Origin of the sequence: Hyunsoonleella ulvae, from assembly GCF_016827605.1 — a bacterium.
Classification (GTDB): Bacteria; Bacteroidota; Bacteroidia; order Flavobacteriales; family Flavobacteriaceae; genus Jejuia; species Jejuia ulvae.
On sequence record NZ_JAEPJQ010000003.1, the window covers coordinates 365,876 to 386,527 of the forward strand.

Here is a 20,652-nt window from a genome sequence, read left to right on the forward strand (position 1 = left end):
GATGAAAAGAGTATACGCTATAATTTTTTTAATGGGTTGTTTTCATTTTTTGTCAGCCCAATCTGAGATAAAGTTTGGAGAAATTACAAAAGAAGAGTTGTTAGAAAAAGAATATGTACAGGACAAATCAGCCAATGCGGTGGTGCTCTATAAGCATAGGTTAACATATTTTTCGTTTAATTATGACTTAATTACAGAGGTACATGAGCGCATAAAAATTTATAACAAAGAGGGTTTTGATTTTGCTACAAAGCAAATCAGTCTCTTTAAGTCTCGCTCTAGCAGGGAAACAGTAGGTAAATTAAAAGCTTATACTTATAATCTTGAAAATGGCGAAGTTGTAAAAACGAAACTAGATAAAGATCAGATTTTTGAAGAAGAAATAAGTTATAACTATAAAGGTGTTAGCTTTACAATGCCTAACATAAAGGAAGGTTCTGTTATAGAGTTTAAATATACAATTACCTCCCCTTTTGTTTGGAACATAGATGAGTTTAGGTTTCAGTATGATATACCCGTAAAAAGGTTAGACGCAGAACTAAGAACTCCAGATGGGTTTAATTTTAAGGCAACACAAAAAGGGTTTTTGTATGTGCACTCTGAAAGAGGCTACTCTTTTAATGATATGAAAACCGTTAAATATGCTATGATAAACGTTCCTGCCTTAAAAAAGGAAAATTATGTAGACAATATCAATAATTACCGATCAGGTGTAATGTTTGAGCTGGTCTCTATCATCATACCTGGGCAAACACCCCGTACCTATGCAACCACTTGGTCTGATGTTGCTAAAACAATTGGTAACACTGAGGATTATGAAAATCAGCTTGATAAAACAAGATCTTTTGATGACGATTTAGATGTCATACTTAAAGATGCAAGCTTGCCTGAAGAAAAAATGAAGATTCTTTTCAAATATGTAAAGGATAATATAACATGGAATGGTATTGATGGAAAATATTTTTATCACGGTATAAAAAAAGCCTTAAAAGAGAAAAAAGGTAATGTGGCAGATATAAACCTTACACTTGTGGCTATGTTAAGGTATGCGGGTATCAATGCAAACCCAGTAGTTTTAAGCACAAAAGATAATATTATTCCTTTTTTTCCTACTGTAGATAGGCTAAATTATGTAATAGCCTATGCCAGAATAGGGGAAGAAGCTTATTTTTTAGATGCTACAGATGAGTTTAGTGATATTAATGTGCTTCCAATAAAGGATTATAATTGGAAAGGTATATATATTGATAACGAAAACAGAAAATGGAATCTTATAGATATCAAGCAACCAGAGCAGTCAAAAGAGCAATATATGGTAGACACCAAGATAAATGAAGATGGTAGTATTGAAGGTCATTTAAGTTCAAGGTGTTCTAAACACAGTGCCTTAAAAATAAGAAAAAAATTCAAGGATAGGGATTTGGATGCTTTTATAGCTGAAAGGGAATCGGCACTGGATAACATAGAGGTTTCAGAATATAAATTAGAAAATGCAGACCATTATGAAGGATTTGTAAATGAATCTTTCGATTTTTATTATGAAAATGGGGTGGATGTTGCAGGTAATAAATTATTCTTTAATCCTTTTATGTTCTTTAAGATGGAAGAAAACCCTTTTAAAGAAGATAAAAGAGAATACCCCATTGATTTTGGAGCACCTTTCAGCCAGAATTATATCATAAAAATACAACTTCCCGAAGGGTATACTATTGAGTCCCAACCAGAACCAGTTGCTATGAAAATGCCAAAAGATTTGGGTAAATTTGTCTACAGAATGAGACCAGTTGGGAATAGCTTACAATTGTTGGTTAATTTTGAAATAAATCAAGCCATGATTACTACAATAGATTATCCATTTTTAAAACAATTATTCCACCAAATGATTATTAAAGAGGCAGAACAAGTAGTACTAACAAAAGCATAATGGATATAAAAAACGCTCAAAAAATAGTTGATGATTGGATAAAGCAACATGGGGTACGTTACTTTAGTGAGCTTACCAACATGGCACAACTTACAGAAGAAGTAGGCGAGGTTGCCAGAATCATAGCGAGACGTTATGGAGAACAAAGTGAGAAAGAGAGTGATAAGGACAAGGACTTAGGTGAGGAATTGGCAGATGTACTTTTTGTAGTGTTATGTCTTGCTAACCAAACAGGGGTAGATTTGCAAAAAGCCTTTGATAAAAGGATGGATAAAAAAGCAAAGCGAGACCATGATAGGCATCATAATAACCAGAAATTGCGATAATTTATAATTATATTTGACGCTTCTAATTTTAGAAGCGTTTTTTAATGGATATTACTCTACAAAAATCAACAATACAAAAGCAATCCTCTATAGAGATAACAGGCTCTAAAAGTGAGTCTAACCGATTACTTTTATTGCAGGCACTTTTTCCGAAAATCGAATTAAAAAATGTGTCTAACTCTGATGATAGTAATTTAATGGCTAAGGCACTAGCTTCAAAGGAAGAAGTAGTAGATATCCACCATGCAGGTACGGCAATGCGTTTTTTAACTGCATATTTTGCGGTTCAAGAAGGTAGAAAAACCATACTTACCGGGTCTAAACGCATGAAAGAGCGCCCCATTAAAATTTTGGTAGATGCTCTAAGAGAACTAGGGGCTGAAATACAGTATGTTGAAAATGATGGTTTTCCTCCAATACAAATAATAGGAAAGAAGCTTTTAAAGCACCAAGTAACTCTAAAAGCCAATGTGAGCAGTCAATATATATCTGCTTTAGTATTGATCGCTTCTAAATTAGAGAAAGGTATTGAATTGACTTTGGATGGCGATATTACCTCCGTGCCGTACATCAATATGACGTTAAGTCTACTAAATGAAATAGGGGTTAAAACCTCTTTTAAAGACAACCTTATAAAAGTATATCCATCAAAAGCACAGCCAAAACCATTAGTAGTAGAATCTGATTGGTCTTCGGCCTCCTATTATTTCAGTATTGCTGCCCTTAGTCCTGTAGGGACACGAATACAACTTTCCTCCTACAAAAAGAACTCATTACAAGGCGATTCTTGTTTGGTTGACATTTACAAGCATTTTGGAGTAACATCAACGTTTAACGACAACGTTATTACACTGCAAAAGACAGCTAAAAACATTGAGTCTTTAACATTAGATTTAAAAAACGCTCCGGATATAGCGCAAACTATTACGGTTACCTGTTTTGTGTTAGGAATTCCATGTGATTTAACAGGGTTACACACCTTAAAAATTAAAGAAACGGATAGGCTAGTAGCTTTAAAAACAGAGATTGAAAAACTAGGCGGAGCAGTTGAAATTACAGATAAGTCGTTACATCTAAAAGCATCCACAAACATAAAGCCTATGGTAAAAGTTGCCACATACAACGATCATAGAATGGCAATGGCTTTTGCACCAGTAGCTCTTAAACAAGACATTGTTATTGAAGACGCAGGTGTGGTTTCAAAAAGTTATCCCACATTTTGGGAAGATTTAAAAACTATTGGTTTTAAAATTTCAGAATAATAATCAGTCATTTACTTGACAACCCCTATACTCAGGTTGTATATTTGCAACTTTGTAAAAATTACTTAAACACATAATCCATGAAATTATCGAACTTCGGTTTTGATTTGCCAGCAGAATTATTAGCAGAGTACCCTTCAGAAAATAGAGATGAATCTCGTTTAATGGTCTTAAATAGAAAAGAACAAACGATAGAACACAAGCAGTTTAAGGATCTCATTAACTATTTTGATGAAGATGATGTGATGATTCTCAACAATACCAAAGTATTTCCAGCGCGTTTATATGGAAATAAGGAAAAAACAGGAGCTAGGATAGAGGTGTTTTTATTGAGGGAATTAAATGAAGAACAACGTCTTTGGGACGTATTGGTAGATCCAGCAAGAAAAATAAGAATTGGTAATAAACTATATTTTGGGGATGATGAAAGCTTGGTGGCTGAGGTAATAGACAATACTACATCCAGAGGACGTACATTACGTTTTTTATATGATGGCTCATACAAAGAATTTAGAATAAAACTTAGGGAGCTTGGGGAAACACCATTACCAAAGTATATAAAAAGGGATGTAGAACCAGACGATGAAGAGCGCTACCAAACCATATATGCCAAAAATGAAGGAGCAGTAGCTGCACCAACAGCAGGATTACATTTCTCTAAGCACTTATTAAAACGTCTTGAAATTAAAGGGATAAATTTTGCCGAAGTTACTTTACATGTAGGTTTAGGTACATTTAATCCAGTAGAGGTGGAAGATTTATCTAAGCACAAAATGGACAGCGAGGAGATAAAAATAGGTCCTCAAGCGGTAGATATCATAAACACTGGTATAACAAATAAAAAACGTGTGTGTGCAGTAGGTACAACAGCAATGCGTACTATAGAAAGTGCAGTGTCATCTAGTGGAATGCTAAATGAAATGGATGGTTGGACTAACAAATTTATATTCCCACCATACGATTTTAGCATAGCAAACTGCATGGTAACCAATTTTCATACACCAAAATCTACATTACTAATGATGATTTCAGCATTTGCAGGGCATGATTTTGTAATGGAAGCGTATCACGAAGCCATCAAAGAGAAATACAAATTTTACAGTTATGGCGATGCCATGTTAATTTTATAAAAAAGAGTCCTGCAAAAAGCAGGACTTTTTCTTTATGTGCTTGAATACATAAGATGCTATTTAATCATTTAAAAAGCTCAAAATCTTTACGACTCTCTCTAGCGTCACAATTGTAATTCGTAGTTCAAACCCAATTAATTCGTAAAACCTTTCACTATTTTTGTAATTGCAAATGAGTACTTTAAAAAAAGACATACGTGCATTAACAAAAGAACAGCTTAGAGATTTCTTTATAAATCAAGGGGATAAAGCTTTTCGAGGCAATCAAGTTTACGAATGGTTGTGGCAAAAATCGGCGCATAGTTTTGAGGAAATGACAAACATTTCTAAAGAAACACGACAAATGTTGGAAGATAACTTTGTAATAAATCACATTCGTGTAGATACCATGCAGCGCAGTAGTGATGGCACTATTAAAAATGCTGTAAAACTCCACGATGGCTTGGTGGTAGAATCTGTTTTAATACCAACAGCTACAAGAACAACAGCATGTGTGTCCAGCCAAGTAGGATGTAGTTTAGACTGTCGGTTTTGTGCAACAGCACGTCTAAAACGTATGCGTAATCTTAACCCAGATGAAATTTACGATCAAGTAGTAGCTATTGATAAAGAGAGTAGGTTATACCATAATCGACCATTAAGTAATATTGTATTTATGGGTATGGGTGAGCCCTTGATGAATTACAATAATGTGTTAAAAGCCATAGATAAGATTACCTCAGATGAAGGACTAGGAATGTCACCAAAGCGTATAGTAGTTTCTACATCAGGAGTTCCAAAAATGATAAAGAAAATAGCAGATGACGGCGTAAAGTTTAAGCTTGCGGTGTCCCTACATTCTGCAATAGACGAGGTGCGAACCTCTATTATGCCATTTAATGAAACCTTTCCTCTAGCAGATCTAAGGGAGGCTTTAGAGTATTGGTATGCTAAAACCAAAAATAGAATTACTTACGAATATGTAGTTTGGAAAGGTATAAACGATAAAAGAAAAGATGTAGATGCATTAGTGCAGTTTTGCAAGTTTGCCCCCAGTAAAGTAAATTTAATTGAATACAATCCCATAGATGATGGCGAATTTCAACAGGCAGATTCCAGAGCTATTGATATGTATCAAAACGTATTAGAAGCCAACAATATCACAGTAACTATTCGTAGAAGTAGAGGAAAAGATATTGATGCTGCCTGTGGGCAATTAGCAAATAAATCTTAACAAATGGTATATTTGCAAACTCGATGAAGATAGTAGAGCAAATAAAACAACCCATAGCTTACGAAATGGAACTTTTTGAACAAAAGTTTCAACTCTCCATGTCAAGTAAAGTGGCTCTGCTTAATAGGATTACGCATTACATAGTAAATCGAAAAGGGAAGCAAATGCGCCCTATGTTTGTGTTTTTGGTAGCAAAAATGGTATCCGAAGGCGAGGTAAGCGAACGTACCTACCGAGGTGCTTCAGTAATAGAACTAATTCACACAGCTACTTTGGTACATGATGATGTTGTAGATGATAGTAACCGTAGGAGAGGGTTTTTCTCAGTAAATGCACTTTGGAAAAATAAAATTGCTGTTTTAATTGGAGATTATCTGCTATCAAAAGGATTATTGCTATCCATTGATAATAACGATTTTGATTTATTGAAAATCATATCAATTGCTGTTCGTGAAATGAGTGAAGGCGAATTGTTACAAATTGAAAAAGCCAGAAAATTAGATATAACCGAAGATGTATATTACGAAATAATTCGTCAAAAAACAGCAACTTTAATTGCTGCTTGCTGTAGTTTAGGAGCTGCTTCGGTAAAGCCGAAATCTAAACATGTAGACACTATGCGTAAGTTTGGAGAGCTAATAGGGATGGCGTTTCAGATAAAAGACGATTTGTTTGATTATGGGGAAACCCAAATAGGTAAACCTACGGGAATAGATATTAAGGAACAAAAAATGACATTACCCTTAATTTATGCTATAAATCATGCTAATAAAAGGGATAAAAAATGGTTGATTAACTCCATTAAAAATTACAATAAAGACAAAAAAAGAGTAAAAGAAGTGATTGCCTTTGTTAAAGATAATGGAGGTTTAGATTATGCTGTCAAAAAAATGAAGTCTTTCCAAGAGCAAGCACTTAAACTGTTAGAAGATTATCCAGATTCAGAATACAAAAATTCACTAGAATTGATGGTAAATTATGTAATTGATAGGAAGAAGTAACTATTTATAGATTAATTTAGTTTTTTAATTCTTTTTCTAAGTGATCTAAATATAAAATGCCGTTAAGATGATCTATTTCATGCTGAAAAATTACTGCGGTAAACCCCACTACAGTTTCAGTTTTTTGCACCCCATCCATAGTATCATATGTTATAATAATCTCTTGAGCACGACTATTCAAAGTTTCACTTCTGTTTGGAATAGATAGGCAACCTTCGCGAACAGTTTGTTTTTGTTGAGAATAGGTGTCAATTTTTGGATTGAGATATACTTCAAAAGGTAGGTTGTCTTTATCTAAACGTTGTACCCAAATTATATTTTTTAAAATACCTACTTGCGGTGCAGCGATACCAACACCTAGAGACATACTATCTGTTACTGTAGCGTACAAACGCTTAACAAATGTTTTTAATATAATATCGTTTGGGTTTGGTTTTATGTAAGTACTCTTGGCTCGTAAAAGTAAAGAATCGGCTTTATTAGAGATTTTGTATACACGCATAGGGGTTAAACTGTCCTTATTTGTGATACGTTCCTTTTCATCTGATGAAAAGGAAGACGTTTTTATATGTTTAGCGCCAGAGCAACCATAAACTAAAAGTATACCAAACACAAAAACAACAACTTTTTTCATAAGGATTATATAATTAATAACCGATAATCAACTTACCATTCATTAATACGGTTAGAATCCAATTTAATAAAAATAAACAGTAAAATAGTGAATGCCCATAAACCAGACCCACCATAACTAAACATTGGTAGAGGAATACCAATTGTAGGGATTAAACCCATTACCATGCCAATATTAACCATGAAGTGAATAAAAATAATTGAGGCCACGCCATAGCCATATATACGACTGAACTGTGATTTTTGAAGTTCGGCTAAATGTAAAATTCTAAGTATGAGTAATACATATAGTACAACAACAAAAGTGGTGCCCATAAATCCCCATTCCTCTCCTACGGTACTAAAAATATAATCGGTATGTTGCTCTGGTACAAACTTGCCAGTAGTACGGGTGCCTTCCATGAAGCCTTTTCCTGTAAAACCTCCAGAACTTATTGCTTTTTCAGATTCGTTGAGGTTATAGGCAAACGTACGTTTCATAGCCTCTAGTTTTTCGGGGTCTTTTTCTAGGCCTAACCATAAGCTGATACGGTCTTGCTGATGCGGTTTTAGTATACTTTTGTAAAAAAATTGTATACCAAAACTTAAGGAAGCACTTATAATAATTGCAAACACACTTTGGAATTTAGAAGCTTTACGTTTGCTAAAAAAGAATAGAAATAGCACTACTAAAGTAGCTATAACAGTAGTAACTATTGCACCAAATTTGAGTGCAAGTATAGAGAGTAGTACTATCAAACCACCAATGATAAGATATGCTTTTGGTAAGCCTTCACGGTATAACACAAAAAAGAAAGCACCATAAACAACAGTACTCCCAGTATCATTTTGTAATAAAACTAAAATGGCAGGAATAAGTATAATAAGGAACGTACGAAACTGGTCTTTTAGTGTGTTTATATCCGTGTTCAAATCACTTATATACTTAGCAATAGCTAGAGCGGTAGCGGCTTTGGCAAATTCACTAGGTTGAAGGGTAAAACTTCCTATGGCGTACCATGAGGTAGCACCATTCACATTTTTTCCAAAAAGGAAAAGCCCTATAAGGGATAGCATTGAAATAATATAAAAAATACTTGCAAAGCGTTCATAGAACTTGGCATCAATAGCTAAAAGTAATACTATAAGTATTAGAGTTAAGCAGATAAAAGCCAGTTGTTTCCCAAAGGGTTGCGTGAAATCGAAATAGTTAATATTAGTTCCTGAGTGTGAGGCAGATAAAATATTAAGCCAACCAAAACCTACCAAAAGTAGAAAAAGAACAATGGTAGCCCAATCGAATTTAAAATATCTATTTGATTCTCTAACCATTAGTTAGCAGCTGCGTTAAGTTGGTTTAACTTTCGTTTTAAACGGTAGTATTCTGGCTCTTCAACAATTTGTAATTGCGTTTTACCATTAATATTAAAAGGAACTCCTGAATAAGGTTTGGCATATTCGTTTTCTAAGGAGTGCTTTAAAAGCCATTCTTCCAAGTCTGTTCTGGTAATATGCCCTTTAATGTGCTTTTCAATCATTAAACTTGCTACTTTCCCGGCAAAACGACTACCCCAATACCCATTTTCAACAAAAACCGCTATAGCAATCTTGGGGTCGTATTTAGGAGCAAATGCTACAAAAATAGAATGGTCTGTTAGTTGTGTTCTTACACTATCAATAATCGCAAAGTTTTCTACGGTGCCAGTCTTACCACAAATGTCAATCCCTTTAATGTTTAAGAATTTTGCTGTTCCGTTTTTGTAAACAGCATGCATCCCTTCAATTACGGGTTCAAAATGAGCTTTGTCTATCGTAGTATATTTTGGCTTTGTAAAATTATCTGGCAGTGTCTCATCCTCAATATTTTTAATAATATGTGGTGTGTAATAATACCCTCTGTTGGCAATAGCACAGGTCATATTAGCTAGTTGTATAGGTGTAGTAGCTACCTCTCCTTGACCTATCGCATTAGAGATGGTATACGTTGAATAGAATGTTTTAGGATACGCATGTTTATAATACGCTCTATCTGGCATACGTCCTTTTTGACCTACATGCAAATCATTATTTAAAAAGTTACCAAGCCCAAAACTTTGTGCATGTTTGCTCCAAGCATCAATTCCTTCAGATGCATTACCAGATTTATCTAAAATACGTCTATATGTAGTAGCAAAATAAGCATTACAAGATTCTTGTATGCCGGTAATCATATTATTGCGCCTTCCTCTATAACAGTGACATTTCATAAAGCGGTTGCCATATTTATAACCAGCATAACAAGTGATTTTTTCATCAGGTGTAATAACATCTTCTTGTAAACCAATTAAAGCATTCATAAGTTTAAAAGGCGAACCCGGTGCGTAAACACCCTGAATACTTCTATTAAATAATGGATTAGCAATTTTGTCACGTAGTAACTTGGTAAAGTTTTTTGAACGCTCCCTACCCACCAGGATATTAGGATCGTAAGTAGGTGCAGCCACCATGGCTAAAATTTCTCCGGAAGAGGGCTCAAGGGCAATTACACCACCACGTTTGTTTTCCATGAGCAGTTCGCCATAAGCTTGTAAGTTTGCATCAATGGTTATGGTTATATCTTTGCCTTGTTCAGGAAGGGAATCAAACTTACCATCTTTGTATGGACCAATATCTTTGTTAAATCTGTCTCTTAAAATACGCTTAATACCTTTAACGCCTCTCAAGGTTTTTTCGTAAGAAGCTTCTACTCCATTTTTTCCTTTTAAATCTCCCATTTGGTAGTAAGGATCGTTCTTTATATCTCTGTTGTTTACTTCTCCAATATCTCCTAGTACGTTAGCTCCAATAGTGGTTTCATATTTTCTTAAAGGTCTTTTTTGAATGTAGAAACCTTCAAACTTCCGCATTTTTTCTTGAAGTACTGCGTAATCTTCTTTTGAAAGTTGGGGAACAAAGGGGGAGGCTAACCTAGGTGAGTATCTCGTGGCACGCTCTAGTTTTTTATCGTAAGTTTCTCGTGATATTTTTAAAAGCTTACAAAACTCATCAACATCAAAATTGCCAACTTCTCGCGGAATTACCATAACATCATAAGAAGGTTGGTTGCCTACTAAAAGTTTTCCATTTCTGTCATACACAAAACCGCGTTTTGGGTAATCCCAAACTTTTCGTATAGCATTGTCGTCATGTAAACTATTTGACCTTCCTTTGTAAATTTGGAGATAAAATAGTCTGCCAATAAAGGTAATACCACATAAAATTACCAATAAAAAAAGTAAAAATTGCCTCATTAGTGTTTTCGACTAAAAATGATTGAAATCAATGTAATCATTACAATAGTAAATATACTTGAGAATAACGTTTTTTGAAACACCATTAGTATTCTTGAAATACTAAATATTTCTAGGGAAAATAAAATAATATGATGTAATAAAGTTAACAAAGCTATATAAATCAGTTTTGCTCCAAAGTCGGTATTATCAAACTTTACATTATTATGCTCGTACATGGTACCAAAGGCAAACTTTAAAAAAACAGGTCTTGCATAGGCAATAAAAACTGAGGCACATGTATGGATCCCACCTGAATCAGAAAACATATCAATCGCTAAACCCATAAAAAAAGCAAGAACTAAAAATAAAAGGCGGTTATTTTTTATGGGAAAGAAAATAATAAAAATGATGTATACGTAAGGATTGATATAACCCAAAAAATTGATATGGTTAAACAGTATTACCTGAAATAATACAAGCAAAATAAACCTAATACTTTGTCCAGTTATAATACTATTCATTCGTGTTTTCTAGTAAAGATTCAATTTCTTGTTTGTTAGTGTTTTCAATGATGTAAACATGTTCAATATTTGTCATGTCATTAAACAATTGTACATCAATTTCGTAGAAATTTTCAGTAGCGTCTAGTTTGAAATTTAGTACAGTGCCAACAGGTATGTTTTTAGGGAAAATTAAAGATTGCCCAGAGGTAACAATGGTATCACCTTTAGAAACAGGAGCTATTTTTTCTACATCAATTAGTTGAATAATATTTGGAGCATTCGTATTCCAAGTTAACGAACCTATATGCCCAGATTTTTTAAGCGTAGCACTTATGCTGCTTTTAGAATTTAAAATGGAAATTACCTTGGCGTAATTATTAGAAACATCGTCTATAATACCCACAATGCCTAAAGAAGAAATAACACCAAAATCTTCTTTAATACTATCGTTCTTGCCTCTATTTATCAATAAAAAATTATTGGTTAAATTGTAGCTATTACGAATAACATTGGCCGAAGTGTATTTATAATTTATTGGTGCAAACTCATCATTGGTAATAGAATCATCCGTTTTGCTGTTGAATAATAATTCATTTAGACGTCTGTTTTCCTCCGCCAATAGTTGATTTTGAGATTTTAAGTCAAAATAAGCGTTAATATTATTAACTGAATTGTAAACACCACCACTTAAAAAATTAGCAGAACTAACAAACTTGCTTTTGTGATAAGAGTGGGATTGGATGGTAAAAATAAGACCAATACCAAAAAGCAATAGGAACAATAAAAAATTTTTGTTCCTTATTATAAAGTTTATAATCTGTTGCATAGTTTATCAGCCTAATTGTTAATGGTTGTATTTTGGGCGTTACCACGCTTTGGCGTGGTCGGGCTTTCCACTATATCTTTTTTGCTACAAAATGCAAAAAAGGATGCCGTTGCAATCCCTAACGCATAAGATGCATTTGTGGATTTTAAAATAACGTCCTTAAACATATCACAGCGTTTTTAAAAAGGGTTTACTTTATCAATACACTTTTATATTTAGGTAAGTTTTTAAGTGTAATACCTGTACCTCTAACAACAGCTCTTAAAGGGTCTTCGGCAATATAAACAGGTAAATCTGTTTTTTGCGATAATCGTTTGTCTAAACCGCGCAGCATGGATCCTCCACCAGCTAAATAAATACCTGTATTGTATATGTCTGCGGCTAATTCAGGAGGTGTTTGTCCTAACGTTTCCATTACTGCATCTTCAATTCTCAAAATTGATTTATCAAGTGCTTTTGCAATTTCTCTAAAAGAAATTGAAACTTGTTTTGGTTTTCCAGTCAATAGGTCGCGTCCTTGAACACTCATATCTTCTGGAGGTAATTCTAAATCTTCAGTTGCAGCACCAATTTGTATTTTAATTTTTTCAGCAGTACGCTCTCCAACGTATAAGTTATGTTGGGTGCGCATATAATACACAATATCGTTGGTAAACACATCTCCTGCGATTTTAACAGATTTGTCACAAACAATACCCCCAAGGGCTATCACGGCAATTTCAGTAGTACCGCCACCTATATCTACAACCATATTTCCTTTTGGTTGCATGATATCAACACCAATACCTATTGCAGCAGCCATAGGTTCGTGTATTAAGTATACTTCCTTTCCGTTAACGCGTTCTGCACTTTCTTTTACAGCACGCATTTCTACTTCGGTAATACCAGAAGGAATACAAATAACCATTCTAAGAGCAGGAGTGAAAAACTTCTTTTTTAATGCAGGAATGTTTTTGATAAACATACTTATCATTTGCTCAGAAGCATCAAAATCAGCAATCACTCCATCTTTCAAAGGACGAATGGTTTTAATGTTTTCATGGGTTTTTCCTTGCATTAAACTCGCTTCCTGTCCTACAGCAATAATTTTATTGTTAACCCTGTCTCTGGCTACGATAGAAGGAGCGTCCACAACAACTTTATCGTTGTGAATAATCAAGGTATTAGCAGTACCTAAATCAATAGCTATGTCTTCGGTTAGGAAGTCAAAAAATCCCATATGATGTAAGAAGTTTAAAGTGGTTTAAAAACGAATCCCGTAAAAGTAATAAAAGTTCATAAATATTTAAGTTTAATAGTATATCAAAATATTTAAAATCGAAAATATCTCCCTATTTGATACGCTTTGTCTAAGTGATACATTACTCTTTTTACTGAGAAAAGTCAATTTTAACATTTGTTTTTTCAAAATGTAAGATAGCTAACATTTTGAATCATTGTTGGTTGTTAGTTTTATCAATCAATAATTAACAAATAGAAAAATCAAAATGAAAAAAGAATTACCCACGTGGAATTTTATGAAAAAGTGTTTTTTGATGATATGCTTCTTAGGAGTATTATTTCATGCAAATGCAACAGACGTTAGGTTTACTCATGTAGATCCAACATCAGATGTTTTAACCATTACAAATCCTGGGATGACGTTAGTAAATTTAACAGATTACCAGTTATGTTTAGGTCCAGGTACATATGTGCAAATAGGGTCGCTCACACCAATAAGTGGTAGTATTATGCTGTCAGCTGGGGCAAATGTAACTTTATCATACACTATGGACGATGCCATGGATGGTTTAAGTTTATTTAGTAATAGTAGCTTTGGATCATCAAATCCTACTGATTTAATTGATTATGTACAATGGGGGGCTGGTAGTCAGCCTCGTGTGTCGCAAGCGGTAACAGCGGGAAGATGGGATAGTACTAGTAATTTTGTTTCAGGAAATGCGCCTTACACAACTACAACAGGCGGTTCTGCTACTTCATGGAGTGCTTGTAATGCGGAAGGCGGAGCCATCCAAATATCAGGAACTACAGACACTACAGCAGAGATCTGTGTAGGCGAAGGGGTAGTAGATGGAATAGAAGTAGAATTTGTAGATGCAGGCGTATTGAGCGGTGATTCATCAACATGGGTAATAACCGATCAAGCCACAGGCGATATTTTAGGAGCGCCAGCCACCCAACCAGCAGGCGGGTTTAGTTTAGAGGGCGCACCAACAGGTATATGTGATATCTGGTATTTAAGATATACAGGCGATATAGGCTTAGGTAGCGCAACGAATGTTGCAGATTTAAGTGGGTGTTTTGATCTATCCAACCCGATATCAGTGTCGAGAAATGCAGTAAATGGAGGTGCAATCCGAATTGCAGGTACTACAGATACCACGGCAGAGATCTGCGTAGGGGAAGGTACCGATGATTTAATAGCAGTAGAGTTTGACGATTCTGTGGCCCGTTCAGGAGATAATGCTACATGGGTAATCACGGATCAAGCCACAGGTACTATATTAGGAGCCCCAGCCACGCAACCAGCAGGCGGGTTTAGTTTAGAGGGAGCACCAACGGGTGTATGTGATATTTGGTACTTGAGATATACAGGCGATATAGGCTTAGGCAGCGCAACGAATGTTGCAGATTTAAGTGGCTGTTTCGATCTATCCAACCCAATATCAGTGTCGAGAAATGCAGTTAACGGTGGGGCTATCCAAATTGCAGGTACTACAGATACCACGACAGAGATCTGCGTAGGGGAAGGCACAGATGATTTAATAGCCGTAGAGTTTGACGATTCCATAGCACGTTCAGGCGATAGTGCCACATGGGTAATCACGGATCAAGCAACTGGCGATATTTTGGGAGCCCCAGCAACCCAACCAGTAGGCGGGTTTAGTTTAGAGGGCGCCCCAACAGGTATCTGTGACATCTGGTATTTAAGATACACAGGCGATATAGGTTTAGCAACAGCAACCAACGTATCAGATTTGAGTGGATGTTTCGATTTATCGAATCCAATATCAGTGTCAAGAAATGCAGTAAATGGAGGTGCAATCCGAATTGCAGGTACTACAGATACCACAGCAGAGATCTGCGTGGGAGAAGGTACCGATGATTTGATAGCAGTAGAGTTTGACGATTCTGTGGCCCGTTCAGGCGATAGTGCCACATGGGTAATCACAGACCAGGCCACAGGCGATATTTTAGGAGCCCCAGCCACGCAACCAGTAGGCGGGTTTAGTTTAGAGGGCGCACCAACAGGTATATGTGATATCTGGTATTTAAGATATACAGGCGATATAGGCTTAGGCAGCGCAACGAATGTTGCAGACTTAAGCGGCTGTTTCGATCTATCCAACCCAATATCAGTGTCGAGAAATGCAGTTAACGGTGGGGCTATCCAAATCGCAGGTACTACAGATACCACGGCAGAGATCTGCGTAGGGGAAGGCACAGATGATTTAATAGCCGTAGAGTTTGACGATTCCATAGCACGTTCAGGCGATAGTGCCACATGGGTAATCACGGATCAAGCCACGGGAGAGATTTTAGGTGCTCCAGCCACACAACCAGTAGGCGGGTTTAGTTTAGAAGCTGCCCCAGCAGGTATCTGTGATATTTGGTATTTAAGATATACAGGAGATATAGGTTTAGGTAGTGCGACTTATGTGTCAGATTTAAGTGGATGTTTTGATCTTTCAAATGCTATTTCAGTAACGAGATTAACAGGGACAGACTGTGATAATATTTGCGATACTCAAGGCGGAGCCATCCAAATCGCAGGTACAACAGATACTACAGCGGAGATATGTGTAGGAGAAGGGGTAGTAGATGGGATAGAAGTAGAATTTGTAGATGCAGGCGTATTGAGTGGCGATTCATCTACATGGGTAATCACGGATCAAGCTACAGGAGATATTTTGGGAGCCCCAGCCACGCAACCAGCAGGCGGTTTTAGTTTAGAAGGTGCCCCATCAGGAATCTGTGACATCTGGTATTTAAGATATACAGGCGATATAGGCCTAGGTAGCGCAACGAATGTTGCAGACTTAAGTGGCTGTTTCGACCTATCTAACCCAATCTCAGTATCAAGAAATGCAGTAAATGGTGGAGCGATTCAAATCGCAGGTACTACAGATACTACGACAGAGATATGCGTAGGCGAGGGTACCGATGATTTGATAGCCGTAGAGTTTGACGATTCGGTAGCACGTTCAGGCGATAATGCTACATGGGTAATCACGGATCAAGCCACAGGAGATATTTTAGGAGCGCCAGCAACCCAACCAGCAGGCGGTTTTAGTTTAGAGGGTGCACCAACAGGAATCTGTGACATCTGGTACTTGAGATACACAGGCGATATAGGCCTAGGTAGCGCAACGAATGTTGCAGACTTAAGTGGCTGTTTCGATCTGTCTAACCCAATCTCAGTATCAAGAAATGCAGTAAATGGTGGAGCGATACAAATTGCAGGCACTACAGATACCACAGCAGAGATTTGCGTGGGCGAAGGCACCGATGATTTAATAGCTGTAGAGTTTGAAGATTCGGTAGCACGTTCAGGTGATAGTGCCACATGGGTAATCACTGATCAAGCCACAGGAGAGATTTTAGGTGCTCCAGCTACACAACCAGCAGGCGGTTTTAGTTTAGAGGGTGCCCCAGCGGGTGTTTGTGATATCTGGTATTTAAGATACACAGGAGATATTGGTTTAGGAAGTGCGACTTATGTGTCTGATTTGAGTGGATGTTTTGATCTTTCAAATGCTATTTCTGTAACACGATTAACAGGAACGGATTGTAGCTCACTATCAACAAACGATTTTGAAACTAATTTTAATGTGTCGTTATATCCAAACCCTACTCATTCCTCTGTTACCATTAGTTATAAAGGAAACAATAGTCTGAATTTAAATATTAAAGTTTTTGATATTTTAGGAAAACAACATATTCAGACTTCTACATCTACAAGTAATAGAATGACGTTAGATTTAAGTCAGCTTTCTAACGGTACATATTTTTTAAATATTACCGATGAGGATTCTGGAAGTAGTATAACGAAAAGAGTAGTTAAAAATTAAAATAGTCATAATTATACAATTTAAAAGAGCATTTACGAATGCTCTTTTTTTATGTCTAAAAATACGTTTTAACCTATTTATTTGCATTTAATCGATATATTTTATACTATTGGATGATTTTAAAATAAAAAATAATTACAATCATTAATCTAAAACCCCAAATTTATCATGAGTACATCAATTTTAAGTGTAACTACTCCACCAGGAGTACCTATAGACCAAACCTTGGTAAACATCACAAATTTAAATTCTCAAATCGAATTTGATTACAATTCATCAAGTATAAAACCCTTGCCACCGCTTGTGCAAGTAAGTTTTAGTGCAGAGGGAAATTTACAAGTAAGTGCAGTAGTATTTGTAGCGTCTTCTGAAACACCAAACTTATCTGCTGTAAATCAAGAATCTGTTATTTCTGATTCTGGCGAAACACAATTGGACTTTTTCATTATTTATGATGCGCCAGAGCAGAGCTGTCAAACTTTTAATGCTTATCGTGTTGATTTTGTAGTTGAAAATCCTCCGTCTGATTTAGTACAAATAGAAACCTTTTTATGGGATAGTGATCCGGTTACATCTAGAGGTACAGTTACGGGAGTACAAGGAAAATAAGATTCTCATCATTAAAGAAACAAAAACCGCAAGTGAACCTTGCGGTTTTTTTTTGAATATATTTGTTTTTTGCTCTCTCAATATGAAAAGAATCATAAAGTTTAGCATATTACTTTTATTTCTACTTTTTAGATTTTATTTGTCTTCTCAAGAAGCAACCCAAAATGATGTATTTCGTTCTGAAATTCTAAAAAAGGCAAATCAACATAAATCTGATGTAGACTTTTATAAGTCCGCATCTTTTTTTGTAGAAGAGGAATGGGACTCCACATTGGTATACGCCATGCGCTATCTTAATACAGTTAAGCAAAATATTGATTTGACTAATTATAGCCATTACTTTAGAGGATTTAGTTTTCAAAGCAAAAGCATATATCAAGAAGCTGAGAGAGAATTTAAACTAATATCTCCTGAATTTGAGTATTATCCATTAGTTAAAATGCGTTTGGGGCAGATTGCTTTGGAGCAGCATGAGTTTGAAAAAGCAATATCTTATTTTAAGGAATTAATAGAATCTCCCAAGGACGGTAATAATTTTTTTATAAGAAAGGGGGATATACTCGAAAATATTGGATTATGCTATTTGCACCTAAAAAACTTTAATAAAGCAGAGCCTTATTTGTTACAAAGTGCAAAAGACAGGGAGCTAAAAAAAGATACTTTGGCTTTAATACTAACATATGGTAATATTGCTAATTTATATTACGAGCAATATAAAGACGACATGGCGATTCCATATTTTGAAAAGGCATACCGTCTTTCTAAAAATATTAAAGCTTTTAATGAAAAACTGTTGACATCCATGAATATGGCAGTAGTTGAGGAAAATCGAAAAAACTTTCAAAAAGCTCTAGTTTATAGAAAAGAATACGAACAATGGAAAGATTCTTTAAATGATCAAAATAAAATATATGAAGTAGCCCAAATTGAAAAGGAATTTGCAGTTAAGCAAAAACAACAGGAAGTGAACTTATTAGAGGCAGAAAATAAAGCAAAAGTCAAGGAACGCAATAGTTTGCTATATTCTGTAGTAACACTTTTAATTTTGTTAGGCGTAACCTTTTACTTTTACAAGGAAAAAAATAAAACTAATAAAATTATTCTTGCCCAAAAAGCGCGTCTAGACGAACTTAATGCCGCAAAAGATAAATTGTTTTCCATTGTAAGTCACGATTTAAGATCCTCGGTAAATGCTTTAAAAATGAGTAATACTAAGTTGCTAGATAATATTGAAACCAAAGACCTCAATACTATTAAAGGAGCTCTGCAAAACAATAGTAGTATTGTAAACGGTGCCTATAACTTGTTAGATAATTTATTGCATTGGGCACTATTGCAAACTAAACAATCCTATTTCCATATTGAACCATTACGCTTGTTTTTTATAGTAGAGCAAGTAGCATATAATTACAAAGCTATAATGGAAGATAAAGGTATTGATTTTTCTACGTCAATTTTAAAAACCGATAAAGTGTTTGCAGACCAAGAATCACTTAAAATAGTATTGCGAAACTTACTGGATAATGCTATAAAATTTTCTGAGGCTAACGATAGCATCAAAGTTTACACAGAACATCCAAATGATACCTATTGCAATTTAATAGTTGAAGATAGTGGTTTAGGTATGAGTAAAACCACACTCGAAGCCTTACAAAAGGATACAAGGACATTTGCTAAAAAAGAGCATGAAGATACTATTGGTACAGGTTTAGGTATACAACTCTGTAAATCTTACATCAAAAAGAACAATGGTAAGTTTACAATAGAGAGCACATTAGGAAAAGGAACTAAAATGGTCGTATCTTTACCAAAAACTACACCAAATGCATAAGGTAAATGTCTTAATAATTGAAGATACACCTGACGAAAGTAATGCGCTTGTTACAACCTTAAAAGTCTATAATTATAATATTGTTGGGGTGGCAACCACATTTTCGGATGCATTACAATTATTTCATAGTAACCCTGTAGATATAGCGGTTGTAGATATTTTTTTAAATGGAAATCCTGAGGGTATCACATTTGCAGAAACAATTAATGCCACACCAAATGCATCAATACCTTTTGTGTTTTTGACGAGCAGTACTGATAGGGCTATATTTGAACGTGCTAAACTTACACAGCCTTTTAGTTTTTTAATGAAGCCTTTTAATGAGCTAGAGATTTTATATGCTTTAGAAATGGCAGTAGAAAAATTTTATAAACAGCCAGATGTGTTTTTAAGTGAGGCTGAAGATACCATCATAAGTGACGAATATCTCTTCATAAAAAAAGGAAAATCACTTAAAAAAGTGTATACAAAAGATATTATTTGTATTGAAGTGGAAGAAAGGTATTGTAATATCATATCGGAGCAAGATAAGTTTGTCATCTTAATTTCACTAACAAAACTCCTTAAGTTGTTAGATAATAATGTGTTCTGTAGAACGCACCGTAATTTCATTGTGAATATTAATAAAATTGAAGAAATAATACCTGCTGATAACCTTATTTTACTTTCAGGAAACCACAAAGTAACTTTAAGCGAAACCTACAAGGACCTTTTAAAAAGACTAACAACGCTTAGGTAACATCGTTTTGCGTAGAACAACATAATCTTCTTCTTTTACAATTAAAGAAAAGTTTCATTACAAACTTTTACTGTTTCATGGAATAGATTTCCTGTTTCATGCCATTTTTTCCAGAATGCTTAAGTATCACATTTATATTTATCCCAGAATAGGCAAGGGATTAAGAAATATATGTGTTCAAAAGAGAAGCATAGAAAGAAAGATACAAACAATATGGAAAGAGCAGAAAAAACAAAAATAAACTATTTACTATGTTTTTTAATGATAGCTGTAGTTATACAGTTAAGCATTTTGATTTATAGACTAGTTATATTAACCTCTGTTTAATCACAGTTCGAGCTATATTCGGTTGA

17 protein-coding genes are annotated in these 20,652 nt (G+C 35.1%); 10 read left to right on the top strand and 7 right to left on the bottom strand.

What is annotated here, in order from left to right:
• The first annotated feature begins 1 nt into the window (after position 1).
• The 6 genes from JS605_RS10580 (at position 2) to JS605_RS10605 (ending at position 6,856) form a co-directional block, all read left to right on the top strand.
• A complete protein-coding gene (locus tag JS605_RS10580; RefSeq protein WP_203257694.1) occupies positions 2–1,924 on the top strand; it encodes a DUF3857 domain-containing protein in 1,923 nt (640 codons plus the stop codon).
• The gene (locus tag JS605_RS10585) at positions 1,924–2,250 is read left to right on the top strand and encodes a nucleotide pyrophosphohydrolase (RefSeq protein ID WP_203257695.1); all 327 of its coding nucleotides are present in this window, start codon (positions 1,924–1,926) and stop codon (positions 2,248–2,250) included. The genes JS605_RS10580 and JS605_RS10585 overlap by 1 nt, the downstream gene beginning before the upstream one ends.
• A 44-nt stretch (positions 2,251–2,294) precedes the next feature.
• Positions 2,295–3,512, top strand: a complete 1,218-nt coding sequence (locus JS605_RS10590; protein WP_203257696.1) for a 3-phosphoshikimate 1-carboxyvinyltransferase — start codon at positions 2,295–2,297, stop codon at positions 3,510–3,512.
• Positions 3,513–3,592: 80 nt separating this feature from the next.
• On the top strand, positions 3,593–4,642 hold the full coding sequence (gene queA / locus JS605_RS10595; RefSeq protein ID WP_203257697.1) for a tRNA preQ1(34) S-adenosylmethionine ribosyltransferase-isomerase QueA: 1,050 nt from the start codon (positions 3,593–3,595) through the stop codon (positions 4,640–4,642).
• Between the two features lie 172 nt (positions 4,643–4,814).
• Positions 4,815–5,855 (top strand): 23S rRNA (adenine(2503)-C(2))-methyltransferase RlmN, encoded by a 1,041-nt coding sequence (gene rlmN / locus JS605_RS10600; protein ID WP_203257698.1) that lies wholly within the window; start codon positions 4,815–4,817, stop codon positions 5,853–5,855.
• A gap of 23 nt (positions 5,856–5,878) precedes the next feature.
• The gene (locus JS605_RS10605; protein WP_203257699.1) at positions 5,879–6,856 is read left to right on the top strand and encodes a polyprenyl synthetase family protein; all 978 of its coding nucleotides are present in this window, start codon (positions 5,879–5,881) and stop codon (positions 6,854–6,856) included.
• A gap of 16 nt (positions 6,857–6,872) precedes the next feature.
• On the opposite strand, the gene def is transcribed toward JS605_RS10605, so the two are convergent.
• From def to JS605_RS10640, 7 genes are all read right to left on the bottom strand, one after another.
• Positions 6,873–7,490 carry a peptide deformylase gene (gene def / locus JS605_RS10610; protein ID WP_203257700.1) on the bottom strand — a complete coding sequence of 206 codons (618 nt, stop codon included), beginning with the start codon at positions 7,488–7,490 and terminating at the stop codon, positions 6,873–6,875.
• Positions 7,491–7,522: 32 nt separating this feature from the next.
• Positions 7,523–8,800 carry a rod shape-determining protein RodA gene (gene rodA / locus JS605_RS10615; protein ID WP_203257701.1) on the bottom strand — a complete coding sequence of 426 codons (1,278 nt, stop codon included), beginning with the start codon at positions 8,798–8,800 and terminating at the stop codon, positions 7,523–7,525.
• Positions 8,800–10,737 (bottom strand): penicillin-binding protein 2, encoded by a 1,938-nt coding sequence (gene mrdA / locus JS605_RS10620; RefSeq protein ID WP_203257702.1) that lies wholly within the window; start codon positions 10,735–10,737, stop codon positions 8,800–8,802. The genes rodA and mrdA overlap by 1 nt, the downstream gene beginning before the upstream one ends.
• Positions 10,737–11,063, bottom strand: a complete 327-nt coding sequence (locus tag JS605_RS17680) for a hypothetical protein (protein WP_317194148.1) — start codon at positions 11,061–11,063, stop codon at positions 10,737–10,739. Before JS605_RS17680 ends, mrdA begins: the two co-directional genes overlap by 1 nt.
• A gap of 169 nt (positions 11,064–11,232) precedes the next feature.
• Positions 11,233–12,048, bottom strand: coding sequence for a rod shape-determining protein MreC (gene mreC, locus JS605_RS10630; RefSeq protein ID WP_203257704.1), 816 nt, complete (start codon positions 12,046–12,048; stop codon positions 11,233–11,235).
• A gap of 11 nt (positions 12,049–12,059) precedes the next feature.
• Positions 12,060–12,215, bottom strand: coding sequence for a hypothetical protein (locus JS605_RS10635; RefSeq protein WP_203257705.1), 156 nt, complete (start codon positions 12,213–12,215; stop codon positions 12,060–12,062).
• A 23-nt stretch (positions 12,216–12,238) separates the two neighbouring features.
• A complete protein-coding gene (locus tag JS605_RS10640) occupies positions 12,239–13,267 on the bottom strand; it encodes a rod shape-determining protein (RefSeq protein WP_130937587.1) in 1,029 nt (342 codons plus the stop codon).
• Positions 13,268–13,535: 268 nt separating this feature from the next.
• On the opposite strand from JS605_RS10640, the gene JS605_RS10645 reads away from it, so the two are divergent.
• The 4 genes from JS605_RS10645 to JS605_RS10660 all read left to right on the top strand — a co-directional run bounded on the left by JS605_RS10645 (position 13,536) and on the right by JS605_RS10660 (position 20,299).
• The gene (locus tag JS605_RS10645; protein WP_203257706.1) at positions 13,536–17,120 is read left to right on the top strand and encodes a T9SS type A sorting domain-containing protein; all 3,585 of its coding nucleotides are present in this window, start codon (positions 13,536–13,538) and stop codon (positions 17,118–17,120) included.
• Between the two features lie 168 nt (positions 17,121–17,288).
• On the top strand, positions 17,289–17,729 hold the full coding sequence (locus tag JS605_RS10650) for a hypothetical protein (RefSeq protein ID WP_203257707.1): 441 nt from the start codon (positions 17,289–17,291) through the stop codon (positions 17,727–17,729).
• Between the two features lie 82 nt (positions 17,730–17,811).
• Positions 17,812–19,560 carry a tetratricopeptide repeat-containing sensor histidine kinase gene (locus JS605_RS10655; RefSeq protein ID WP_203257708.1) on the top strand — a complete coding sequence of 583 codons (1,749 nt, stop codon included), beginning with the start codon at positions 17,812–17,814 and terminating at the stop codon, positions 19,558–19,560.
• Positions 19,553–20,299: a LytR/AlgR family response regulator transcription factor gene (locus JS605_RS10660; RefSeq protein WP_203257709.1), complete on the top strand. Its 747-nt coding sequence runs from the start codon at positions 19,553–19,555 to the stop codon at positions 20,297–20,299. Before JS605_RS10655 ends, JS605_RS10660 begins: the two co-directional genes overlap by 8 nt.
• The last annotated feature ends 353 nt before the right edge of the window (positions 20,300–20,652 follow it).